At 72.6% G+C, this 18,526-nt stretch carries 10 protein-coding genes and 1 pseudogene; 9 read left to right on the forward strand and 2 right to left on the reverse strand.

The window, feature by feature from the left end; genetic code table 11:
• Positions 1 to 91 precede the first annotated feature (91 nt).
• Positions 92 to 1,561, reverse strand: coding sequence for an MMPL family transporter (locus tag ACZ53K_RS13640; protein WP_468835104.1), 1,470 nt, complete (start codon positions 1,559 to 1,561; stop codon positions 92 to 94).
• 314 nt (positions 1,562 to 1,875) lie between these two features.
• Between ACZ53K_RS13640 and ACZ53K_RS13645 the strand changes: the two genes are divergently transcribed.
• The 6 genes from ACZ53K_RS13645 to ACZ53K_RS13670 are packed head-to-tail and all read left to right on the forward strand — an operon-like array spanning position 1,876 to position 7,393.
• A complete protein-coding gene (locus tag ACZ53K_RS13645; RefSeq protein ID WP_468835107.1) occupies positions 1,876 to 2,811 on the forward strand; it encodes a 3-oxoacyl-[acyl-carrier-protein] synthase III C-terminal domain-containing protein in 936 nt (311 codons plus the stop codon).
• Between the two features lie 26 nt (positions 2,812 to 2,837).
• Entirely contained in the window at positions 2,838 to 4,232 is a 1,395-nt protein-coding gene (locus ACZ53K_RS13650; protein WP_468835110.1) for a preATP grasp domain-containing protein, read from the forward strand.
• Positions 4,222 to 5,514, forward strand: coding sequence for a type III PLP-dependent enzyme (locus tag ACZ53K_RS13655; RefSeq protein WP_468835113.1), 1,293 nt, complete (start codon positions 4,222 to 4,224; stop codon positions 5,512 to 5,514). The genes ACZ53K_RS13650 and ACZ53K_RS13655 overlap by 11 nt, the downstream gene beginning before the upstream one ends.
• A gap of 30 nt (positions 5,515 to 5,544) precedes the next feature.
• Positions 5,545 to 5,811 carry an acyl carrier protein gene (locus ACZ53K_RS13660; RefSeq protein ID WP_385226580.1) on the forward strand — a complete coding sequence of 89 codons (267 nt, stop codon included), beginning with the start codon at positions 5,545 to 5,547 and terminating at the stop codon, positions 5,809 to 5,811.
• Positions 5,808 to 6,653: a beta-ketoacyl-[acyl-carrier-protein] synthase family protein gene (locus tag ACZ53K_RS13665; protein ID WP_468835117.1), complete on the forward strand. Its 846-nt coding sequence runs from the start codon at positions 5,808 to 5,810 to the stop codon at positions 6,651 to 6,653. Before ACZ53K_RS13660 ends, ACZ53K_RS13665 begins: the two co-directional genes overlap by 4 nt.
• The gene (locus tag ACZ53K_RS13670) at positions 6,650 to 7,393 is read left to right on the forward strand and encodes a 4'-phosphopantetheinyl transferase family protein (protein ID WP_468835120.1); all 744 of its coding nucleotides are present in this window, start codon (positions 6,650 to 6,652) and stop codon (positions 7,391 to 7,393) included. The genes ACZ53K_RS13665 and ACZ53K_RS13670 overlap by 4 nt, the downstream gene beginning before the upstream one ends.
• A 100-nt stretch (positions 7,394 to 7,493) precedes the next feature.
• Here ACZ53K_RS13670 and ACZ53K_RS13675 read toward each other — a convergent pair.
• Positions 7,494 to 8,132: pseudogene (locus tag ACZ53K_RS13675) on the reverse strand (response regulator transcription factor); the annotation flags it as partial.
• A 262-nt stretch (positions 8,133 to 8,394) separates the two neighbouring features.
• Here ACZ53K_RS13675 and sbnB point away from each other — a divergent pair.
• From sbnB to ACZ53K_RS13690, 3 genes are all read left to right on the forward strand, one after another.
• A complete protein-coding gene (gene sbnB, locus ACZ53K_RS13680) occupies positions 8,395 to 9,438 on the forward strand; it encodes a 2,3-diaminopropionate biosynthesis protein SbnB (RefSeq protein WP_468835123.1) in 1,044 nt (347 codons plus the stop codon).
• 48 nt (positions 9,439 to 9,486) lie between these two features.
• A complete protein-coding gene (sbnA, locus tag ACZ53K_RS13685) occupies positions 9,487 to 10,488 on the forward strand; it encodes a 2,3-diaminopropionate biosynthesis protein SbnA (protein WP_468835126.1) in 1,002 nt (333 codons plus the stop codon).
• Between the two features lie 85 nt (positions 10,489 to 10,573).
• Positions 10,574 to 18,490 (forward strand): amino acid adenylation domain-containing protein, encoded by a 7,917-nt coding sequence (locus ACZ53K_RS13690; RefSeq protein ID WP_468835129.1) that lies wholly within the window; start codon positions 10,574 to 10,576, stop codon positions 18,488 to 18,490.
• Positions 18,491 to 18,526 lie beyond the last annotated feature (36 nt).

An 18,526-nucleotide genomic window follows, 5' to 3' on the forward strand; every position in this document is an offset into this window, starting at 1 on the left:
CGTCTCCGTGTCTGTGCTCGGCAGGGCGGTCCCGGCTTCGTGCGTCTGTCCATCGTCCGCTGTGCGGCGCCGGGAATCAGGGGTACTAGGCCTACTTTTGGGGGAGGGAATGCCCCGTGTGCCGCAGCGCGTCGCGGGGCCAGAACCGGGTGCCGGTCAGCAGTACGGCCAGCGCGGGCAGCGTCAGCGCCCGCACGACGGTGGAGCTCAGCACCACGGAACACGCCAGGACGATGCTCAGCCGCCCCACTTCCACCGAGCCGGTGCGCTCGGTGAGCAGGAAGATGGTGCACATGATGACGGCGGTGACGGTCACGCCGTCCGACGTGGAGGTGACCGCGCGGGCCGTGGCCTCCCGCGGGGACATGCCGGCGGCCCGTAGCTCGGCGATCCGCAGGACGACGTGGCGCAGCAGCAGCACCGACACGGCCAGCGCCAGGACGAAGCTGAGCAGTGGCGCCCATGCGGCAGGCGTGCTGTGCCCCCAGGAGCCGGGCGCCTGGCCGGGCTTCCACGCCCGCAGGATCAGCGTCGCCGTGCCGCACGCCGCCGCGGCGGCCAGCGTGCAGGGGACCGTCACGGCGACGGCCGCGGGCGCGGACCGGAACGCCGCGGTCAGTGCGGCGAAGGCCAGCAGCACGGTGGACGCGATCACCGCGGCGATGGTCGCGGCCGTGATGCCGTGCGCGCGGGCGGCTTCGGCGGTGTGCAGCAAGGCGGCCCGCTGGTCGGGGAGTTCCGGGCGCCACCACGCCAGCGGCAGGGCGAGGGCGGCGAGCAGCACCGCCGAGGCCGCGAGGGTCCAGCCGGGCCGCCGGGTGCCGGGGCGCAGCAGCAGCGGCCACAGCCGCGGCGGGCCGAGCCGGTAGGTCAGCCGCCACAGCACCGGCAGCCGGGGCCAGCCCAGCCGCCGCCCGAAACGGGCGGTCACCGCGGGCAGCGCGGTCACCGCGGCCAGCATCACCGCGGTGACGGTGAGGAGCACGCCGACCGCGACCGCCGCGAGCATCGCGTCGGCCGACACGAAGAGCCCGCTGACCACCGCGATCGTCACCAGGCTGGAGAGCAGGACGGCCCGGCTGGAGGCGGCGGCCGTGTGGGCGACGTGCGGACGCCGTGTCCCGTGCCGCCGGGCCTGCCGCTCGCTCCACAGATAGTGCAGGCAGTACGTGACGCCGAGCGCCGTGCCCAGCACGGCGACCAGGGCGAAGACGGAGGTGGACGGGGCCTGCTCGGGTAACAGCCGGGCCACCACGCTCCACCAGCCGGTGGCGACGGCGACGGCACTGAGGCTGACCAGCAGCGCCACCACGGCCGGGGTGACCGCCGCGAGCAGCGCGACGAGCAGCAGCAGAACCGCGGCGCAGCCGGCGAGGGCGTACCAGAGCAGCCGCCGGCCCGTGGAGTCGTCGGCGAACAGCTCACCGGCCGGTGAGCGCAGGGCCAGCGCCCCGCCCGCCGTGGACGCCGTGACGACCACCAGCCACAGGGCCAGGGCCGGCCACGGATGCCCCGCACTCCAGCCCGCCATCCTGCCCACGGCCGCCTTCAGGCCCGTCACACCCACCGGTCCACCTCTCTGTCGGTCCTCTCCCGGGATTCCTCCCGCGGCCGAAGGGCCGGTCCGGAAAAGGCGTTGTCCATGCTCAGGGGTGCGGCCGGGGGCGCGCACAGGTGCTAGGACGCCTGCGGAAGTAGTGCTAGCACTACCGGACTTACAGCATTACCGCAGTACACGCCCGCGTGGGGCGGGCCTGTCATCAACCGGTCACTGGACTGTCAGCACAATTGGCCAGACTGGCCCGGAAAGCGCATCGCTGGAAAAGACAAACAGACGGGGAGCGCGCGCGTGCCGAGACTTTACGGAGCGGCCGGATGACATCATTCGCAGCTGTTTCAACGTACCTCCCCCCGAGCGTGCCGATCGCCGAACTCCGGGAGGATTCCCCGCTCGACGAGGGGATGGCCCGCCGCTTCCGGCGCTTTTACGGGCTGTCCGCGGTGTGCCGGGACCCGGAGCGTGACGAGGAGGGCCTGCTGCTCGCCGCGGCGGGCAAACTCGACGCGCTGCGCGGACAGGAGGAGCGGGTCCGGTACGTCGTACACGCCCGCACCTTCCCCAACAGCAGGCCGAACCCTACCAGCGCCCTGCGGCGCGTCGGCGAGGAGTTGGGGCTGGTCAACGCGACCGCGTTCGCGGTGACGGGCCAGGCCTGCGCCAGCGGTCTGCAGGCGGTCGACCTGTGCGGCCGGCTGCTGGCGGCGGACGGCGACCCGGACGCGCTCGCGCTGCTGCTGACCGGCGAGAAGACCTTCACGCCGGTCGCCCGGTGCGTACCGCGCAGCAACATCGGCGGCGAGGCCGCGGCCGCCGTGCTGGTGCGCGAGGGCGGGGCGGCGGACGGCGACCGGGTGCTCGGCCGGGCCGTGCACCTGCACGGGCGCTATCACGACGAGGTCGTGACCGGCCTGGCCTCGTCCGCGGAGTTCAACAAGCTTTACCCGACAGCGCTCGGCGACGTGATGCTGGCGGCCTGTGAGAATGCCGGGGTCTCGCTCGGCGATATCGACCTCGTCATTCCGCACAGCGTCAACACCATTTCCTGGAAAGCGGTCGCCGACCGGCTCGGGCTTCCTGTGGAACGCATTTTTCTGGACAACATCCCGGTGACCGGCCACTGCTTCAGCGCGGACCCTTTCATCAACTACGGGACGGCCGGGCAGCTCGGCCGGTTGCGCCCCGGCGCGCGGTATCTGCTGACCGCCGTCGGACTCGGCGCGACGTTCTCGGCGATGGTCGTCGAGCGCTGACCGGCCACACCGGGCGAGGGGACAACATGGAATCGTTGCTGCCGGGCTTCACCGCCCGTCTGAAGGCGGCCGTGGCCGGGGACGAGACGGCGCCGTTCGTCTTCCTCGGCAATTTCGAGGTCGAGGAACAGTGGGCGGTCGGCGAACCCGGCCTGCCGCGCATGGGCTTCACCGGCGGCGGCGCGGTGGTGAACTCGATGGACGAGTTCGCCATGCTGCTGGCGGGCGAGGGCGACCACGTCGTCCTCAAGGCGCAGCCGGACGCCGGCTACCTGGCGTACCTGCGCGGACTGGGCCTCGCACTGCCCACCGTGCACGTCGTCACCGAGTCCGACCCGGCGCGTACGGTCTCCCAGGACGCGCTGGCCGACACCGCGCTGCACGCCGGACTCGCGGGGGCCGGGACCGGTCTGATGCTGTACGCGCACGGCGTCTCCGCCGTCGAGGAGGAGCTCGCCGAGCGTACGGGGCTGCCGCTCGCCCACCCGACGGCCGCGGTCTGCAAGGACGTCAACAGCAAGATCTACAGCCGTCGGGTCGCCGACGAGCTGGACATCCGCCAGGCGCGCGGCTGGGCGTGCGACACCGTCGCCGAGCTGACGCAGGCCGTCGAGGAGGCCCGCGAGCTGCTGGCGCAGGGCCGCAAGCTGGTCCTCAAGGACGCCTACGGCGTGTCCGGCAAGGGCATCATGGTCATCGAGAGCGAGCGGCGGCTCGACCGGGTGCACCGGATGGTGCTGTCCCGCGCCGAGGCGTCCGGCAGCGACCGGGCCGGGCTGGTCCTCGAAGAGTGGGTGACCAAGCAGACCGACCTGAACTACCAGGTCACGGTCGGCCGGGACGGCTCGGTGCGGTTCGACTTCGTCAAGGAGGCGCTCACCGAGAACGGCACGCACAAGGGCCACCGGATGCCCGCCCGCCTCACCCCCGCCCAATTCGACGAGATCACCGACGCAGGCCTCCGCATCGGCGCGCGCCTCGCCGCCGACGGGTACTTCGGCGTCGCGGGCATGGACGCCCTGCTGCTGCCGGACGGCACGGTCTTCCCGGTCATCGAGATCAACGCCCGCAACAACATGTCCACGTACCAGGTGCGCCTCCAGGAAGCCTTCGTCGGCGAGGGCCGTATCGCCCTGGCCCGGCACTACCCGCTCAAGCTGAGCGCGCCGCTGCCCTTCGACGAGCTGCGCCGCACCCTCGACGGGCTCCTGCTGGAGCGCCCCGACGGCGCCGGACTGCTCGTCAACAACTACGCCACCGTCAACGCCGCCGTACAGACCCTCGCCGAGCCCGGCACCACCGCCGACGGGCGGCTGTACGGCCTGGTCGTGGGCGACACCGCGGAGCAGGTCACCGCGATCGACACCGAGATCACCGCCCGGCTGGCCGCGGTGACGGAAGGAGCCGTCCATGCCGGCTGAGTTCGAGATCCAGGGCATCGGCATCACCGAGCTGGCCGAGCGCCACGGCACGCCGATGTACGTGTACGACGGAGACGCGCTCGCCGCGAACTACCGCAGCCTGCGCGAGCGCCTGCACCCGCGTGCGGAGATCTTCTTCTCCCTCAAGGCGAACCCGAATGTCTCCATCTGCGCGCTGCTCGGCGCACAGGGCGCCCGCGCCGAGATCTCCTCCATGACGGAGCTGGTCACCGCCCGCCGGGCGGGCATCGCGCCGCACGACATCATCTTCCTGGGCCCCGGCAAGAGCCGCGCCGAGATCGCCGCCTGCCTGGACGAGGGCATCTACGCCATCGTCTGCGAGTCGCTCGGCGAACTGGAGATCATCGACGAGCTGGCCCGCGAGCGCGGCGTCACCGCCCCGGTCGCGCTGCGCGTCAACCCCAGCTTCGCGGTCAAGGGCTCCGGCCTGACCATGGGCGGCAAGCCGCGCCAGTTCGGCATCGACGAGACCGTCCTGTTCGACCAGTCCGACCTGGCCGGCCGGCACGCCAACGTCCGCCTGATGGGCGTACAGGTCTACATGGGCACCCGCATCCTCGGCGAGGAGGTGGTGGCCGAGAACACCGGCCGCATCTTCGACCTCGCCGAACGGCTGTCGGAGAAGCTCGGATTCGCCCTCGACCTGGTCGACTTCGGCGGCGGCTTCGGCGTCGCGTACTTCGACGGGGAGCGCGACCTCGACCAGGAACGGCTGACCGCGCTGCTCAACCCGGTCGTCGAGGAGTTCGCCGCCCGCCACCCCGGCACCCGGCTGATCAACGAGCTGGGCCGCTACCTGACCGCCCCGTACGGCACCTACGTCTCACGGGTGCGGTACGTGAAGACCTCGATGCACGAGAACTTCGCGGTGGTCGACGGCGGCACCAACCACCACATGGCGGCCGTCGGCATCGGCTCCTTCGTCAAGCGCAACTTCCCCATCCGGCTGCTCGACCGCGCCGACGAGGGCGAGACGGAGAGCTGGAACATCACCGGCCCGCTCTGCACGCCCAACGACACCCTCGGCAAGAAGGTCCAGCTGCCGCCGCTGCGGCCCGGCGACCTCATCGGCGTCCTGCGCTCCGGCGCGTACGGGCCGACCGCCTCGCCGGTGCACTTCCTCAGCCACGGCTACCCGGCCGAGGTGCTGGTGACCGGCGGCCGCGACCACCTGGTGGGCGAGCGCGAGCGGCCCGAGGACCTGCTGCGGCGCCAGCGCCTGTACACGGACGAGGCGCCCGCCGCCGACGCCGCCAACTGAACCGACCGACCCCCGCAAGGAGACACCGACATGCCGCAGACCGCTGAGAGCACCGCGCAGGACCAGACGATCACCGCCGTCCGCGAGGCGCTCGGCGACGTGCTGGAGCGCGAGCTGCCCGACCTCGGCCCGGACGCCAAGCTCTTCGACGATTACGGCCTGGACTCCACCGGCGTCCTCGACCTGCTGATGCGCCTCGAAGAGGTCTTCGACGTCGAGTTCGACACCGAGGAGCTGGAGATGAGCCACTTCGCCACCGTCCGCACGCTGGCCGACTACGTGGCCGCCGCACAGTGACGCTCCGCCTCACGGGGGCGGCGCACCGGGCCTTCGACGGTCGGCCGCCCGCCCCCGCCGACCCCTACCTGGTCCGGATCTACTCCGACATGGCGGAGCTGTACGGCACCGTCTTCGACCAGGAGCGCTTCGAGCGCGCCAACCGCAACACGTTCACCGACATGGCGCGGGGCCTGCTCGACGCGCTGCCGCCGCAGCCGGACCCCGTCGACCTGGTCGTCGTCGCCTCGGCCGTACCGGACTTCGAGCCGCGGGTCTCGGGCATCTCGTACCTGACCGACGCGCTGCCCGGCACGCCGCCGGGCTTCGCCCTGTGCGACCAGGGCGACGCGGCCCCGTACACGGCGCTGCGGCTGGCCGGTCAGTACGCCGCCGACGGCCGGGCCGCCCGGGCGCTGGTCGCGGTCATCGACCAGACGACGGCTCCCGCCAACCCCGGGCCGCCCCGCCAGGGCGAGGACGCCCGGGACGGCGCGGCGGCGCTGCTGCTGTCCGCCGACGGGCCCGGGGCACCGATCGGGGTGCGGCAGTACGGGGGCCTGACGCGGGCGGACGCCCACGCCCTGCTGGGCGAGGCGCTGCCCGGCGGACTGTCGGTGCTTTTCCTGGGCGGCGGACTCGTCCCGGACCTGATCACCGTGCCGTCCGGTGTGACGGTGGAATCCGCGTCCGCCGAGTTCCCGTGCAGCGGCGTCTGGAGCCTGCTGGCCGAGCGGCTGCCGTTCCTCTCCGAGCAGCGGCGCCCGGTCGTCCTGGCTGACTACGTACCGCAGGGCACCGACGAGACGAAGGCGGGAGAACTCTCTTTCTGCGTCGTCGACTTCGGGGCCGCGACGGCGTGAGCGGTACGGATACGGACGGTCCGCCGGACGGCACAGTGCACGTCTGGCGGATACCGCTGTCCGCTCCGCCCCACCTCGTCAGCGGCCTGTCCGCCCTGCTCGGCCCGGACGAGCGGCAGCGCTGCGCACGGGCCCTGCCTGACGACCGCGCGCGCTTCTGCATCGCGCACGGCGCCACCCGCGCGATCCTCGGCGCCTACCTGCGGCGCCCCCCACAGCACCTGCGCTACGCCTATGGCCGGTGGGGCAAGCCCGCCCTCGCCGACCACGCCGGGCTGTGCTTCAACCTCTCCCACTCCGGCGGCCTCGCCCTGCTGGCAGTCGCCGCGCACCGCGCGGTCGGCATCGACGTGGAGCGGGTGTACCCGGCCGACCGGGCCCGCAAGGCAGAGCGCTGGTTCCCGCCCGAGGAGGCGGCGTACGTGCGCGCGGCGCGTGACCACGACGAGTCGGCGGCGCGCTTCGCGCTGCTGTGGACCTGTAAGGAAGCGTGGGCCAAGGCGGCCGGCGGGCGCATGGTGCACGGGCTGCGGCTGCCGGTGGGGCCGGGACTCCGTGATGGCGCCGTAGTGCACGACGCCGAAGGGCGCGTGCCAGGACGGTGGTCGCTGACCGGCATACCGGCGGGCGAGGGATACACGGCGGCGCTGGCCGTGGCGGCCGGGCCGACGGAGCAGCCCGTACGGGTGGAGGTCAGGCAGTGGCGAACGCACCGGGCGGCAGCCGCGGCGGGGCCTTAGGCGCTCCGGAGGCTCTGCCGAGGGCAGCGCCGGAAGCCGGACCGGGGGCCGCAGCGGGGTCCGCCGCCCTGGAGGGCGCGCCGGTCCGGGACGAGTCGTTGTTGAGGTACGTCAGGACGGCCTGCACCCGACGATTGTCGTCCTTGGACGGCAGCAGCTGGAGCTTGCTGAAGATGTTGTTGATGTGCTTCCCGATCGCCTTGTCCGTGACGAACAGCGACTCGGCGATGCCGGCGTTGGACTTGCCCTCCGCCATCAGGCCCAGTACCTCCAGCTCGCGCTGGGTCAGATTGCCCAGGGGTTCACGGCGCGACCCGTTGTGCAGCAGCCGCTCGATGACCTTGGGGTCCATGGCCGTGCCGCCGTCGGCGACGCGGCGGACCGCCTCGATGAACTGGCCGCTGTTCAGGACCCGGTCCTTGAGCAGGTAGCCGACCGATCCCGTGCCGTCGGCGAGCAGTTCGCGGGCGTACAGCTGCTCCACGTACTGCGACAGGACCAGGACGGGCAGGCCGGGAATCTGCCGGCGCGCCTCCAGGGCCACCTGAATGCCCTCGTCGGTGAAGGTGGGCGGCAGCCGTACGTCCACGATGGCCACGTCCGGGCGCTCGTCGAGCAGCGCGCGCAGCAGCTCCGGCGCGTTGTCGACGGACGCGACGATCGTGCAGCCATGGGCCGCCAGCAGACGTTCCATGCCCTCCCTCAGGAGGAACAGGTCTTCTCCGAGGACGACACGCATCAAGGGCCTCCCCGCGGCTGCCGGTCGTGGGCGCCGCCCACCGCACACAGCGCCTCTGTGCACCGGACTGTACCGCCGCCCCCTGACGTCCCAGTGACGGATCGATGACGAATCCGGCCACCGCGCGGCCGGCCGCAGCGGTAATCGACTGGTCATCGAACTGTCAGTGGCGTCCGGAAGTGTGACTACCCGGCACCGAAGCCCCCTGACGCGCCCGCGCCCCGCGCTGCCCCGTCAGTCCTCGACCCATGGTGGAGTTCCCATGCCCTCCTCTGGCACTGAGATACCGTCGTTCTCCGTCGTTTCGGGCGAGCAGGTCTCCCGAGTTCTGCACGGGCAGGAAAAGCAGATCCTCGACCTGGTCGACTACGCCTACCGCGTGCACGGCGTCGGCGACACCGTCAATCCCCCTTCGTATTTCCTCAAGTTCGAGGACCGCCCCTCGGCGCGCATCATCGCGCTCCCCGCCTCGGTGGGCGGCGAGGTCGGCGTCGACGGCATCAAATGGATATCCAGCTTCCCCGAGAACATCGACTCGGGCCTGCCGCGCGCCTCGGCCGTGCTCATTCTCAACGACCGGGACACCGGTTATCCGTTCGCCTGCATGGAAAGCTCCATCATCAGCGCGGTGCGCACGGCCGCCTCCGCGGCGCTGGCCGCCGACTGGCTCACCCGCGAGCGCGGCCGCCCGAAGCGCGTCGGATTCATCGGCACCGGCCTGATCGCCCGCTACATCCACACCTACCTGGCCGGTACCGGCTGGGAATTCGACGAGATCGGCATCCACGACCTCAGCAACGAGTACGCAGCGGGCTTCGAGGGCCACCTGAACGACGCCGGCAGCACCGCCCGCACGGTCATCCACGACTCGGCCGAGAGCCTGATCCGCAACAGCGACCTGGTCGTCTTCGCGACCGTCGCCGGCGCCCCGCACGTCACCAGCCCGGCCTGGTTCGCGCACAACCCGGTGGTGCTGCACGTCTCGCTGCGCGACCTCGGCCCCGAGGTCATCAAGGCCTCGTCGAACTTCGTGGACGACGTCGAGCACGTCATGAAGGCCAACACCTCCGTGCACCTCGTCGAGCAGGAGGTCGGCAACCGCTACTTCATCAACGGCACCCTGCACAACGTGATGACGGGCATGGTGAAGATTCCGCGGGACCGCCCCGTCATCTTCTCGCCCTTCGGCCTCGGCGTACTGGACCTGACCGTCGCCAAGCACGTCTACGACGAACTCGCGGCGAGCGGCGGCCTGCACGCCGTCGACGGGTTCTTCCACGAACTGTCCCGGCACGGAAAGAAATAACCGCTGCCCCGCGCCAGGACCACACGCCTGCGGTTGGGAGGACCGGACGTGCCCGTTATATCGGCCCCGCACGAATTCAATGTGCCGGATCTCTTCGTCGACCTGAACAGCGTCCTCGGAGAGAATCTCTACCTCAAGTGCGAAGGATTCAACTTCGCCGGATCGATCAAACTCAAGGCCGCCGTGGAAATGATCGCCCGCGGTGAGCGGGACGGCACCCTGCGGCCCGGCATGACCCTCGTCGAATCGTCGTCGGGCAATCTCGGCGTCGCGCTGAGCCTGGTGGCCAGGAGCAAGGGCTACGGCTTCGTGTGCGTCACCGACAGCCGCTGCACCCTCGCCAACCGCCAGCGCATGGAGAACCTCGGTGCCCAGGTACGGATCATCACCGAGCCCGACCCGGAGACCGGTCTGCTCGGCGCGCGCATCCGCTGCGTACGGGAACTGTGCGCGAGCGGCGACGGTTACGCCTGGCTCAATCAGTACGCCAACCTTGGCAACTGGATGAGCCACTACCGCACCACCGGTCCCGAGATCGCCGCGCAGTTCCCCGACCTCGACGTGCTCTTCATCGGTGCCGGCACCACCGGCACCCTGATGGGCTGCGCCCGCTACTTCCGCGAGAACCAGCCCTCGGTCACCGTCGTCGCTGTCGACAGCGTCGGCTCGGTCACCTTCGGCACCCCGGCGGCCCCGCGCATGATCCCCGGCCTGGGCGCCGGTGTCCGGCCGCAGATGCTGGACGAGTCGTACGTGGACGCCGTGGTGCACGTCCCCGAGCCCGACACCCTGCGCATGTGCCACCGCCTGGTCCGGCACGGCTACGTCCTCGGCGGCTCCACCGGCACCGTCCTCAGCGGCGCCCAGCGCTGGATCGCGGAGAACCGGCCGGAGCGCGACATCGTCGGCGTGGCGATCTCCCCCGACCTCGGCGACCACTACCTGGACACCGTCTACCAGGAGAAGTGGCTCAAGGACATCTACGGCCTGGACGCGGACGAACTGGCCGCGCCGGACGGGCTGCCCGAGGCCACCCCGGCCACCGCGTAGCCCTCAGCCCGCAACGCCCCACCCGCACCGGGCCGCCCGCCCACCGCACCGAACCCACCCGCAGGTCCTCCAGGAGGTTGCTGTCATGACCGCACGTATCGAGCCGGGTCTGCCGCTGACCGCGGCCCAGACCGAGATCTGGTTCGACGAGCAGTTCGCCGACGGCCACCTGGCCTACAACATGGCCGACCACTTCGACATCCGCGGCCCCCTGGACGCCGCCCGCCTCGAAACGGCACTGCGCCTGGCCCTCGCCGAGGCCGAGTGCTTCCGCGTCCGCCTCACCGAGCAGGACGGCGAGCCACGCCAGACCGTCGAACCCCTGGAGACCCTGCCGTACACCGCCGTCGACCTGAGCGGCGAGCCGGACCCCGAGGCCGCCGCCCGCGCCTGGATGGCCCGGGACCTGGACCGGCCGATCGACGTGACGTCCTTCCCGCTGCTGCGGGCAGCCCTGCTCACCCTCGGCCCGGACCGCGCCTTCCTCTACATGTGCGCACACCACATCGTCAGCGACAGCTTCGTCCGCCCGCTGTTCTACCGGCGGCTGGCCGGCCTCTACACCGCCCTGCACGAAGGGCGCCCCACGGACGAGGGGCAGCTGCCGCCCCTGAAGACGCTGGTGGACGACGAGATCGCGTACGCGTCGTCGCGGCGCGCCGAACGGGACCGCGCCTACTGGTCCCGCGCGTACGCCGACGCCCCCGCCCCGGTCAGCTTCTCCGGCCGCGAGCCGGCCGCCGCCCGCGGCTTCCTGCGCCGCAGCACCACCCTGCCGCGGCCGGTCGTCCAGCGCCTGCGCGCCGCCGCGAGCCGCGCGCGGGTGACCTGGCCGACGCTGGTCATCGCCGCCGCTGCCGCGTACACCCAGCGGCTGACCGGTGCCGACGAGATCCTGCTGACCCTGCCGGTCAACGCGCGCACCAGCGCGGCGGGCCGCTCGGTGCCCGGCATGGTCGCCAACTACCTGCCGCTGCGCGTCGCCATCGCCCCCGGCACCACCCCCGGCCAGCTGCTGCGCACGGTCGCCGACGCCTTGCTGCGGACGCTCAACCACCAGCGCTACCGGGGCGACCGGGTGCGCCGCGACATGGGCCTGCGGGTCGACGACCGGCGCCCCTTCGGCCCGTTCGTCAACGTCCTGCCGCCCGAGCCGGAACTCGCCTTCGGCCCCTGCGCGGTCACCCTGACGAACCTGTCCACCGGCATCGTCAACGACTTCATGTTCGCGGTCTCCGACTCCTCGGGCGACGACGTCGAGATCCACCTCAACGCCAACCCGGAGCTGTACACCGCTGCTGAACTCGACGCCCACCGCGACCGGTTCGCCGCCTTCCTGGACGCCCTGTCGCACGCGGCGGCCGACCGGCCGCTGGCGGGCGTCGGGGTGCTCACCGAGGTGGAGTCGCGGCGGCTGCTGGTGGAGTGGAACGACACCGAGCGGGTTGGCGGTTTCGCGGGGGTCGTGGAGCGGGTGCGTGAGCATGCCGCGTCCCGTCCGGATGCGGTGGCGGTGGCTGATGGTGAGGTTTCGGTCTCGTACGGCGGGTTGGCGTTGTGGGCTGACGGGGTGGCGGGGCGGCTGGCGGAGGCCGGTGCGGGTGTCGGGTCGTTGGTGGCGGTCCTCGGCGAGCCTGGGGCCGGGTATGTCGGTGGTGTGCTGGGCGTGTTGGGTGCGGGGGCGGCGTGGCTGCCGCTGGACGTGGACGCGCCGATCGCCCGCCAGACCGGACTGCTCGCGGACAGCGGCGCACGCCTCTTGCTGGCCGGGCCCGGCCAGGCCGCGCGGGCCGAGGAGATCGTGGCGGCGGCCGGTTCCGGCGTACGGGTCCTCGTCCTGGACGAGCCGTTCCCGGCGGCGGGGGCGCGGGCCGAGGGCCTGGGGCCGGTGCGTGGTGGCGAGGACGACCTGGCGTACGTGATCTACACGTCGGGGTCGACCGGCCGCCCGAAGGGCGCGATGGTGCACCGCCGGGGCATGGTCAACCACCTTCTGGCCAAGGTGGAGGACCTGGCCGTGGCCGAGGGCGATGTGCTGGTGCACAACGCTCCGGTGACCTTCGACATCTCGGTGTGGCAGATGCTGGCCGCCCTGGTGGCCGGCGGGACGACGCGCGTCGTGGACCGCACGGTGGCGGCCGACCCGGACGCGCTGTTCGCGGTGACCGCCGACGAGAGCGTGACGGTCCTGGAGGTCGTGCCGTCGCTGCTGCGGGCGGCGCTGGACGCGTGGGAGACGGCGGGCGGCTTCCCGTCGCTGCCGAAGCTTCGGTACCTGGTCGTGACGGGTGAGGCACTGCCGGTGGACGTGTGCCACCGCTGGTTCGCCCGGTACCCGGGGATTCCGCTGGTCAACGCGTACGGGCCGACCGAGTGCTCCGACGATGTGACGCACGCGGTGATCGAGCCCGGCAGCGAACCGGGCACGCGTACGCCGATCGGCCGCGTGGTGCGCAACACCCGCCTGTACGTCCTGGACGACGCGCTGCGCCCGGTGCCGGTGGGCGTCGCGGGTGAACTGTACGTAGCGGGTACGGGCGTCGGGCGCGGCTACCTCGGCGACCCGGGACGTACCTCCTCGACATTCGTCGCGGACCCCTTCGGGGCCGTGGGCGAGCGGATGTACCGGACCGGTGACCGGGTCGTGTACCGCCCGGACGGTCAGCTGGAGTTCCTGGAGCGGCTGGATCATCAGGTGAAGATCCGTGGTCGGCGGATCGAGCTGGGGGAGATCGAGGCGGCGCTGCGGGCCGTGGACGGTGTGACGGACGCGGCGGCGCAGGTGCATACCGATGCCGCCTCGGGACGTAAGCGTCTGGTCGGCTACCTGGTCGGACCGGCGGGTGCGGGCGAGGTGCGTGCCGAGCTGCTGCGGGTGCTGCCCGAGTACATGGTGCCGGGTGAGTTCGTCGCCCTGGAGGCCCTGCCGCTGACCCCGAACGGCAAGGTCGACCGCAAGGCCCTCACCGCCCCCGAGGCCACCGCGTTGACGAGCACGGGCCGCGCCCCGCGCACCCCGGAGGAAACGATCCTCTGCACCGCCTTCGCCGAGGTGCTGAGCCTGCCCTCGGTCGCGGCCGACGCCGACTTCTTCGCGCTCGGCGGCGACAGCATCAGCTCCATCCAGGTGGTGAGCCGCGCCCGCAAGGCGGGCCTGGTGTTCGCGCCGCGCGATGTGTTCCTGCGCAAGACACCGGCCGCGCTCGCAGCCGCCGCGCAGGCGGCCCAGGACGCGGCCGCGGTGGTCGGCACCGACGACGGTGTCGGCGAGCTGGAGATCATGCCGATCGCCCACCAGCTGCGGGAGGACGGCGGACCGGTCGCCGGGCCGGTGGGCTCGTTCGCGCAGTACGTCGTCGTACGGGTCCCCGACCACGTGGACACCGAGCGGCTGACCGGCGCGCTGCAGGCGGTGACCGACCGGCACGACGCGCTGCGGATGCAGCTGGACGTGCCCGTGGAAGGCCTGTGGACGCTGAAGGTACGGCCGCAGGGCACGGCGGACCTGGCGGGCGCGGTGACCGAGGTCGCCGTACCGGCAGACGCGGACGGCGGTGAGGCGGTCGTCGAACAGGCCGCCGTCGCCCAGCGGCGCCTCGACCCGACCGCCGGCAACCTGGTCCAGGCCGTCCTGCTGAACGCCGGCCCCGGACACCCCCGGCGCCTGCTGCTCATGGTCCACCACCTGGCCGTGGACGGCGTGTCCTGGCGGGTGCTGCTGCCCGACCTGTCCGCCGCCTGGTCGGCCGTCGAGGCGGGCCGCACACCGGCGCTGGCGCCGGTCGGCACCTCGTACCGGAGCTGGTCGCGGCTGCTCGCCGAGGACGCGCGTACCGCCGCCCGCACCGCGGAGCTGCCGCTGTGGACCGAGCACGCGCGCGGCCCCGAGCCGCTGCCCGGCCTCCGCGGCCTGGACGCCGCACGGGACACCTACGCGACCGCCCGCCGCCTGCGGCTGGTGCTGCACGCCGAGCAGACCGCGGCCCTGCTGACCGATGTGGCGGCGGCGTTCCACGCCGAGATCAACGACGTACTGCTGACCGGCCTCGCGCTGGCGGTGGCCGACTGGCGCCGGCGCAAGAGCGCCGCCGAGCCCGGCACCACCGACACACAGATCGAACTCGAAGGCCACGGCCGTGAGCAGGTCGTGGACAACACCGACCTCTCCCGCACGGTCGGCTGGTTCACCAGCGCCTTCCCCGTCCGCCTCGCCCCCGGCGACCTGGACTGGGACGAGGTGTGGGCAGGCGGCGACGCCGTCGGCACCGCCTTCAAGCGGATCAAGGAACAGCTGCGGGGCATCCCGGACCACGGCCTCGGCCACGGCCTGCTGCGCTACCTCAACCCGCAGACCAGCGGCCTCCTGGCCCGCCACCCGCGCCCCCAGATCGGCTTCAACTACATGGGCCGCTTCAACGCCGCGGGCACGGCCGACTGGTCACTGTCCGGCGAGGGCGCCGCGGTCGGCACGGCCGCCGCCCCCGACATGCCGTTGCAGCACATCCTGGAGGTCACCCCGGTCACCGAGGACCGCCCCGGCGGCCCGCACCTGGTCGCGGACTGGCTCTGGGCCGGGGAGATCCTGCCGGACGAGGACGCGCGCGACATCGCCCGCACCTGGTTCCGCGCGCTGGAGCTGCTGGTGACCCACGCGGCCCGGCCGGGCGCGGGCGGCCGGGTGCCGTCCGACCTGCCCCTCGTGTCGGTCTCGCAGACCGAACTGGACACCTACGAGGCCGAGCTGGCCGCCTCCGGCCTCGCGGACGTGCTGCCGCTCGCGCCGCTGCAGAAGGGCCTGCTGTTCCTGTCCGAGTACGAGCGGGACGGCGTGGACGCGTACGTCCTCCAGCTCGGCCTGGAACTGGGCGGCGACGTGGACGCCGCCCGGCTCCGCGCCGCCTGCGCGCAGCTCCTGCACCGGCACCCCAACCTGCGGGCCACCTTCCGGCACCGCGAGTCCGGCGCACCCGTCCAGCTCGTACCGAACGCGGTCGAGGTGCCGTGGCGGGAGACGGACCTGAGCGCCGAAGCCGATGGCGGCGCCGCCGCCCGCCTCGCCGACGAGGAGCGCGCCCGCCGCTTCGACCTGTCCGACCCGGCCCAGGCGCCCCTGATGCGCTTCGTCCTCGCCCGCACCGGCCCGGACCGGCACCGCTTCCTGTGGACCATCCACCACAGCCTGGTGGACGGCTGGTCGATGCCCCTGCTGGTCCAGGAGCTGTTCACGCTGTACGCGGCCGGTGCCGACGGCGCCGCCGCACTGCCCGAGCCCGCGCCCTACCGCGATTACCTGGCGTGGCTGGCCGAGCAGGACACCGAAGCGGCGCTCGCGGCCTGGAAGGAGGCGCTGCACGGCGTCGAGGAACCGACGCTGGCCGCCCCCGAGAACGCCGGGCAGACGGCCGTCCTCGCGGACACGGTCGGCATGGCCGTGCCCGAGGCCCTGGCCACCGGCCTCGCCGCCTGGGCCCGCGACCGCGGACTGACCCTGAACACCGTCTTCCAGGGCTGCTGGGCCCTGCTGCTGGGCAGCCTCACCGGCCGCGACGACATCGTGTTCGGCGCGGTCACCTCCGGCCGCCCGGCCGAGGTCCCCGGCGTCGAGAGCATGATCGGCCTGTTCCTCAACACGGTGCCGGTGCGGGTCCGTCCGCGTCCCGAGCAGACTGTGGCCGGCCTGCTCGCCGGCATCCAGGAACGGCAGTCGGCGCTGATGCCGTACGAGCACGTCGGGCTCGCCGAGATCCAGCACCGGGCCGGTGTCGGCGACCTCTTCGACACTGTGCTGCTTTTCGAGAACTTCCCGCTGGACGAGGAGAGCGTGCGCGCCGCCGCGACCGGCCTGCGGCTCCTGGACGCCGAGGCCCGCGACGGGCGGCACTACCCGCTGAGCCTGGCGGTCCTGCCGGGCGCCGGCGGGCGGCTGGACCTGCGCTTCGACTACGCGCCCGGCGCCTTCACCCGGGACGCCGTCGAACGGCTCGGCGCCCGGCTGCTGCACCTGCTCGCCACCGTCCCGGCCACCGCCGACCGGCCGCTGGCCGCACTCGGCCTGGTGGACGAGGTGGAGTCGCGGCGGCTGCTGGTGGAGTGGAACGACACCGAGCGGGCCGGTGGCTTCGCGGGGGTCGTGGAGCGGGTGCGTGAACACGCTGCTGCCCGTCCGGATGCGGTGGCGGTGGCTGATGGTGAGGTTTCGGTCTCGTACGGGTCGCTGGCGTTGTGGGCTGACGGGGTGGCGGGGCGGCTGGCGGAGGCCGGTGCGGGTGTCGGGTCGCTGGTGGCGGTCCTCGGCGAGCCTGGGGCCGGGTATGTCGGCGGTGTGCTGGGCGTGTTGGGTGCGGGGGCGGCGTGGCTGCCGCTGGACGTGGACGCGCCGATCGCCCGCCAGACCGGGCTGTTGGAGGACAGCGCTGCGCGGTACCTGCTGGCCGGGCCGGGTGAGCTGGCCCGTGCGCAGGAGATTGCCGATGCGTACGGCGGTGAGCTGCGCGTGCTGTGCCTGGACGAACCGTTCCCGGCCGCCGGTGCGCGGGCCGAGGGCCTGGGCCCGGTGCACGGAGCCGAGGACGACCTGGCGTACGTGATCTACACATCCGGCTCCACGGGCCGCCCGAAGGGCGCGATGGTGCACCGCCGGGGCATGGTCAACCACCTTCTGGCCAAGGTGGAGGACCTGGCCATGACCGAGGGCGATGTGCTGGTGCACAACGCTCCGGTGACCTTCGACATCTCGGTGTGGCAGATGCTGGCCGCCCTGGTGGCCGGCGGCACCACCCGCGTCGTGGACCGGGTGACCGCCGCCGACCCGGACGCACTGTTCGACGTGGCCGTGACCGAAGGCGTCTCCGTCCTCGAAGTCGTGCCGTCGCTGCTGCGGGCGGCGCTGGACGCGTGGGAGACGGCGGGCGGCTTCCCGTCGCTGCCGAAGCTGCGCCACCTCGTGGTGACGGGTGAGGCGCTGCCGGTGGACGTGTGCCACCGCTGGTTCGCCCGGTACCCGGGGATTCCGCTGGTCAACGCGTACGGGCCGACCGAGTGCTCCGACGACGTGACGCACGCCGTCCTGACCGCGGACACGGACCTGACGGGCTCCCGAGTGCCGATCGGGCGCGTGGTGCGCAACACCCGCCTGTACGTGCTGGACGACGCGCTGCGGCCGGTACCGGTCGGCGTGCCCGGTGAGCTGTACGTGGCGGGGACCGGCGTCGGCCGTGGCTATTTGGGCGACCCGGGGCGTACGGCCACGACGTTCATGGCCGATCCGTACGGCCCGGCCGGCGAGCGGATGTACCGGACCGGTGACCGGGTGGTCTACCGCCCGGACGGTCAGCTGGAGTTCCTGGAGCGGCTGGATCATCAGGTGAAGATCCGTGGTCGGCGGATCGAGCTGGGGGAGATCGAGGCGGCGCTGCGGGCCGTGGACGGTGTGACGGACGCGGCGGCGCAGGTGCATACCGATGCCGCCTCGGGACGTAAGCGTCTGGTCGGCTACCTGGTCGGACCGGCGGGTGCGGGCGAGGTGCGTGCCGAGCTGCTGCGGGTGCTGCCCGAGTACATGGTGCCGGGTGAGTTCGTCGCCCTGGAGGCCCTGCCGCTGACCCCGAACGGCAAGGTCGACCGCAAGGCCCTCACCGCCCCCGAGGCCACCGCGTTGACGAGCACGGGCCGCGCCCCGCGCACCCCGGAGGAAACGATCCTCTGCACCGCCTTCGCCGAGGTGCTGGACCTGCCCTCGGTCGCGGCCGACGCCGACTTCTTCGCGCTCGGCGGCGACAGCATCAGCTCCATCCAGCTCGTCGGCCGGGCGCGCAAGGCCGGGCTGGTGGTCACGCCGCGGGACGTGTTCCTGCACAAGACACCGGCCGCGCTCGCAGCCGCCGCGCAGCCGGTCCAGGACGCGCCGGACGCGTACCAGCCGGTGGCCGCCGACCAGCCGCTGGTCGCGCTGTCGGAGGACGAACTCGACGAGTTCGACATGGAATTCGGGGACTTCCAGTGAGCGCGGGACAGTCAGCCAACTCGCCGAAGAACGAAG

The organism is Streptomyces sp. NPDC033221 (assembly GCF_055577005.1).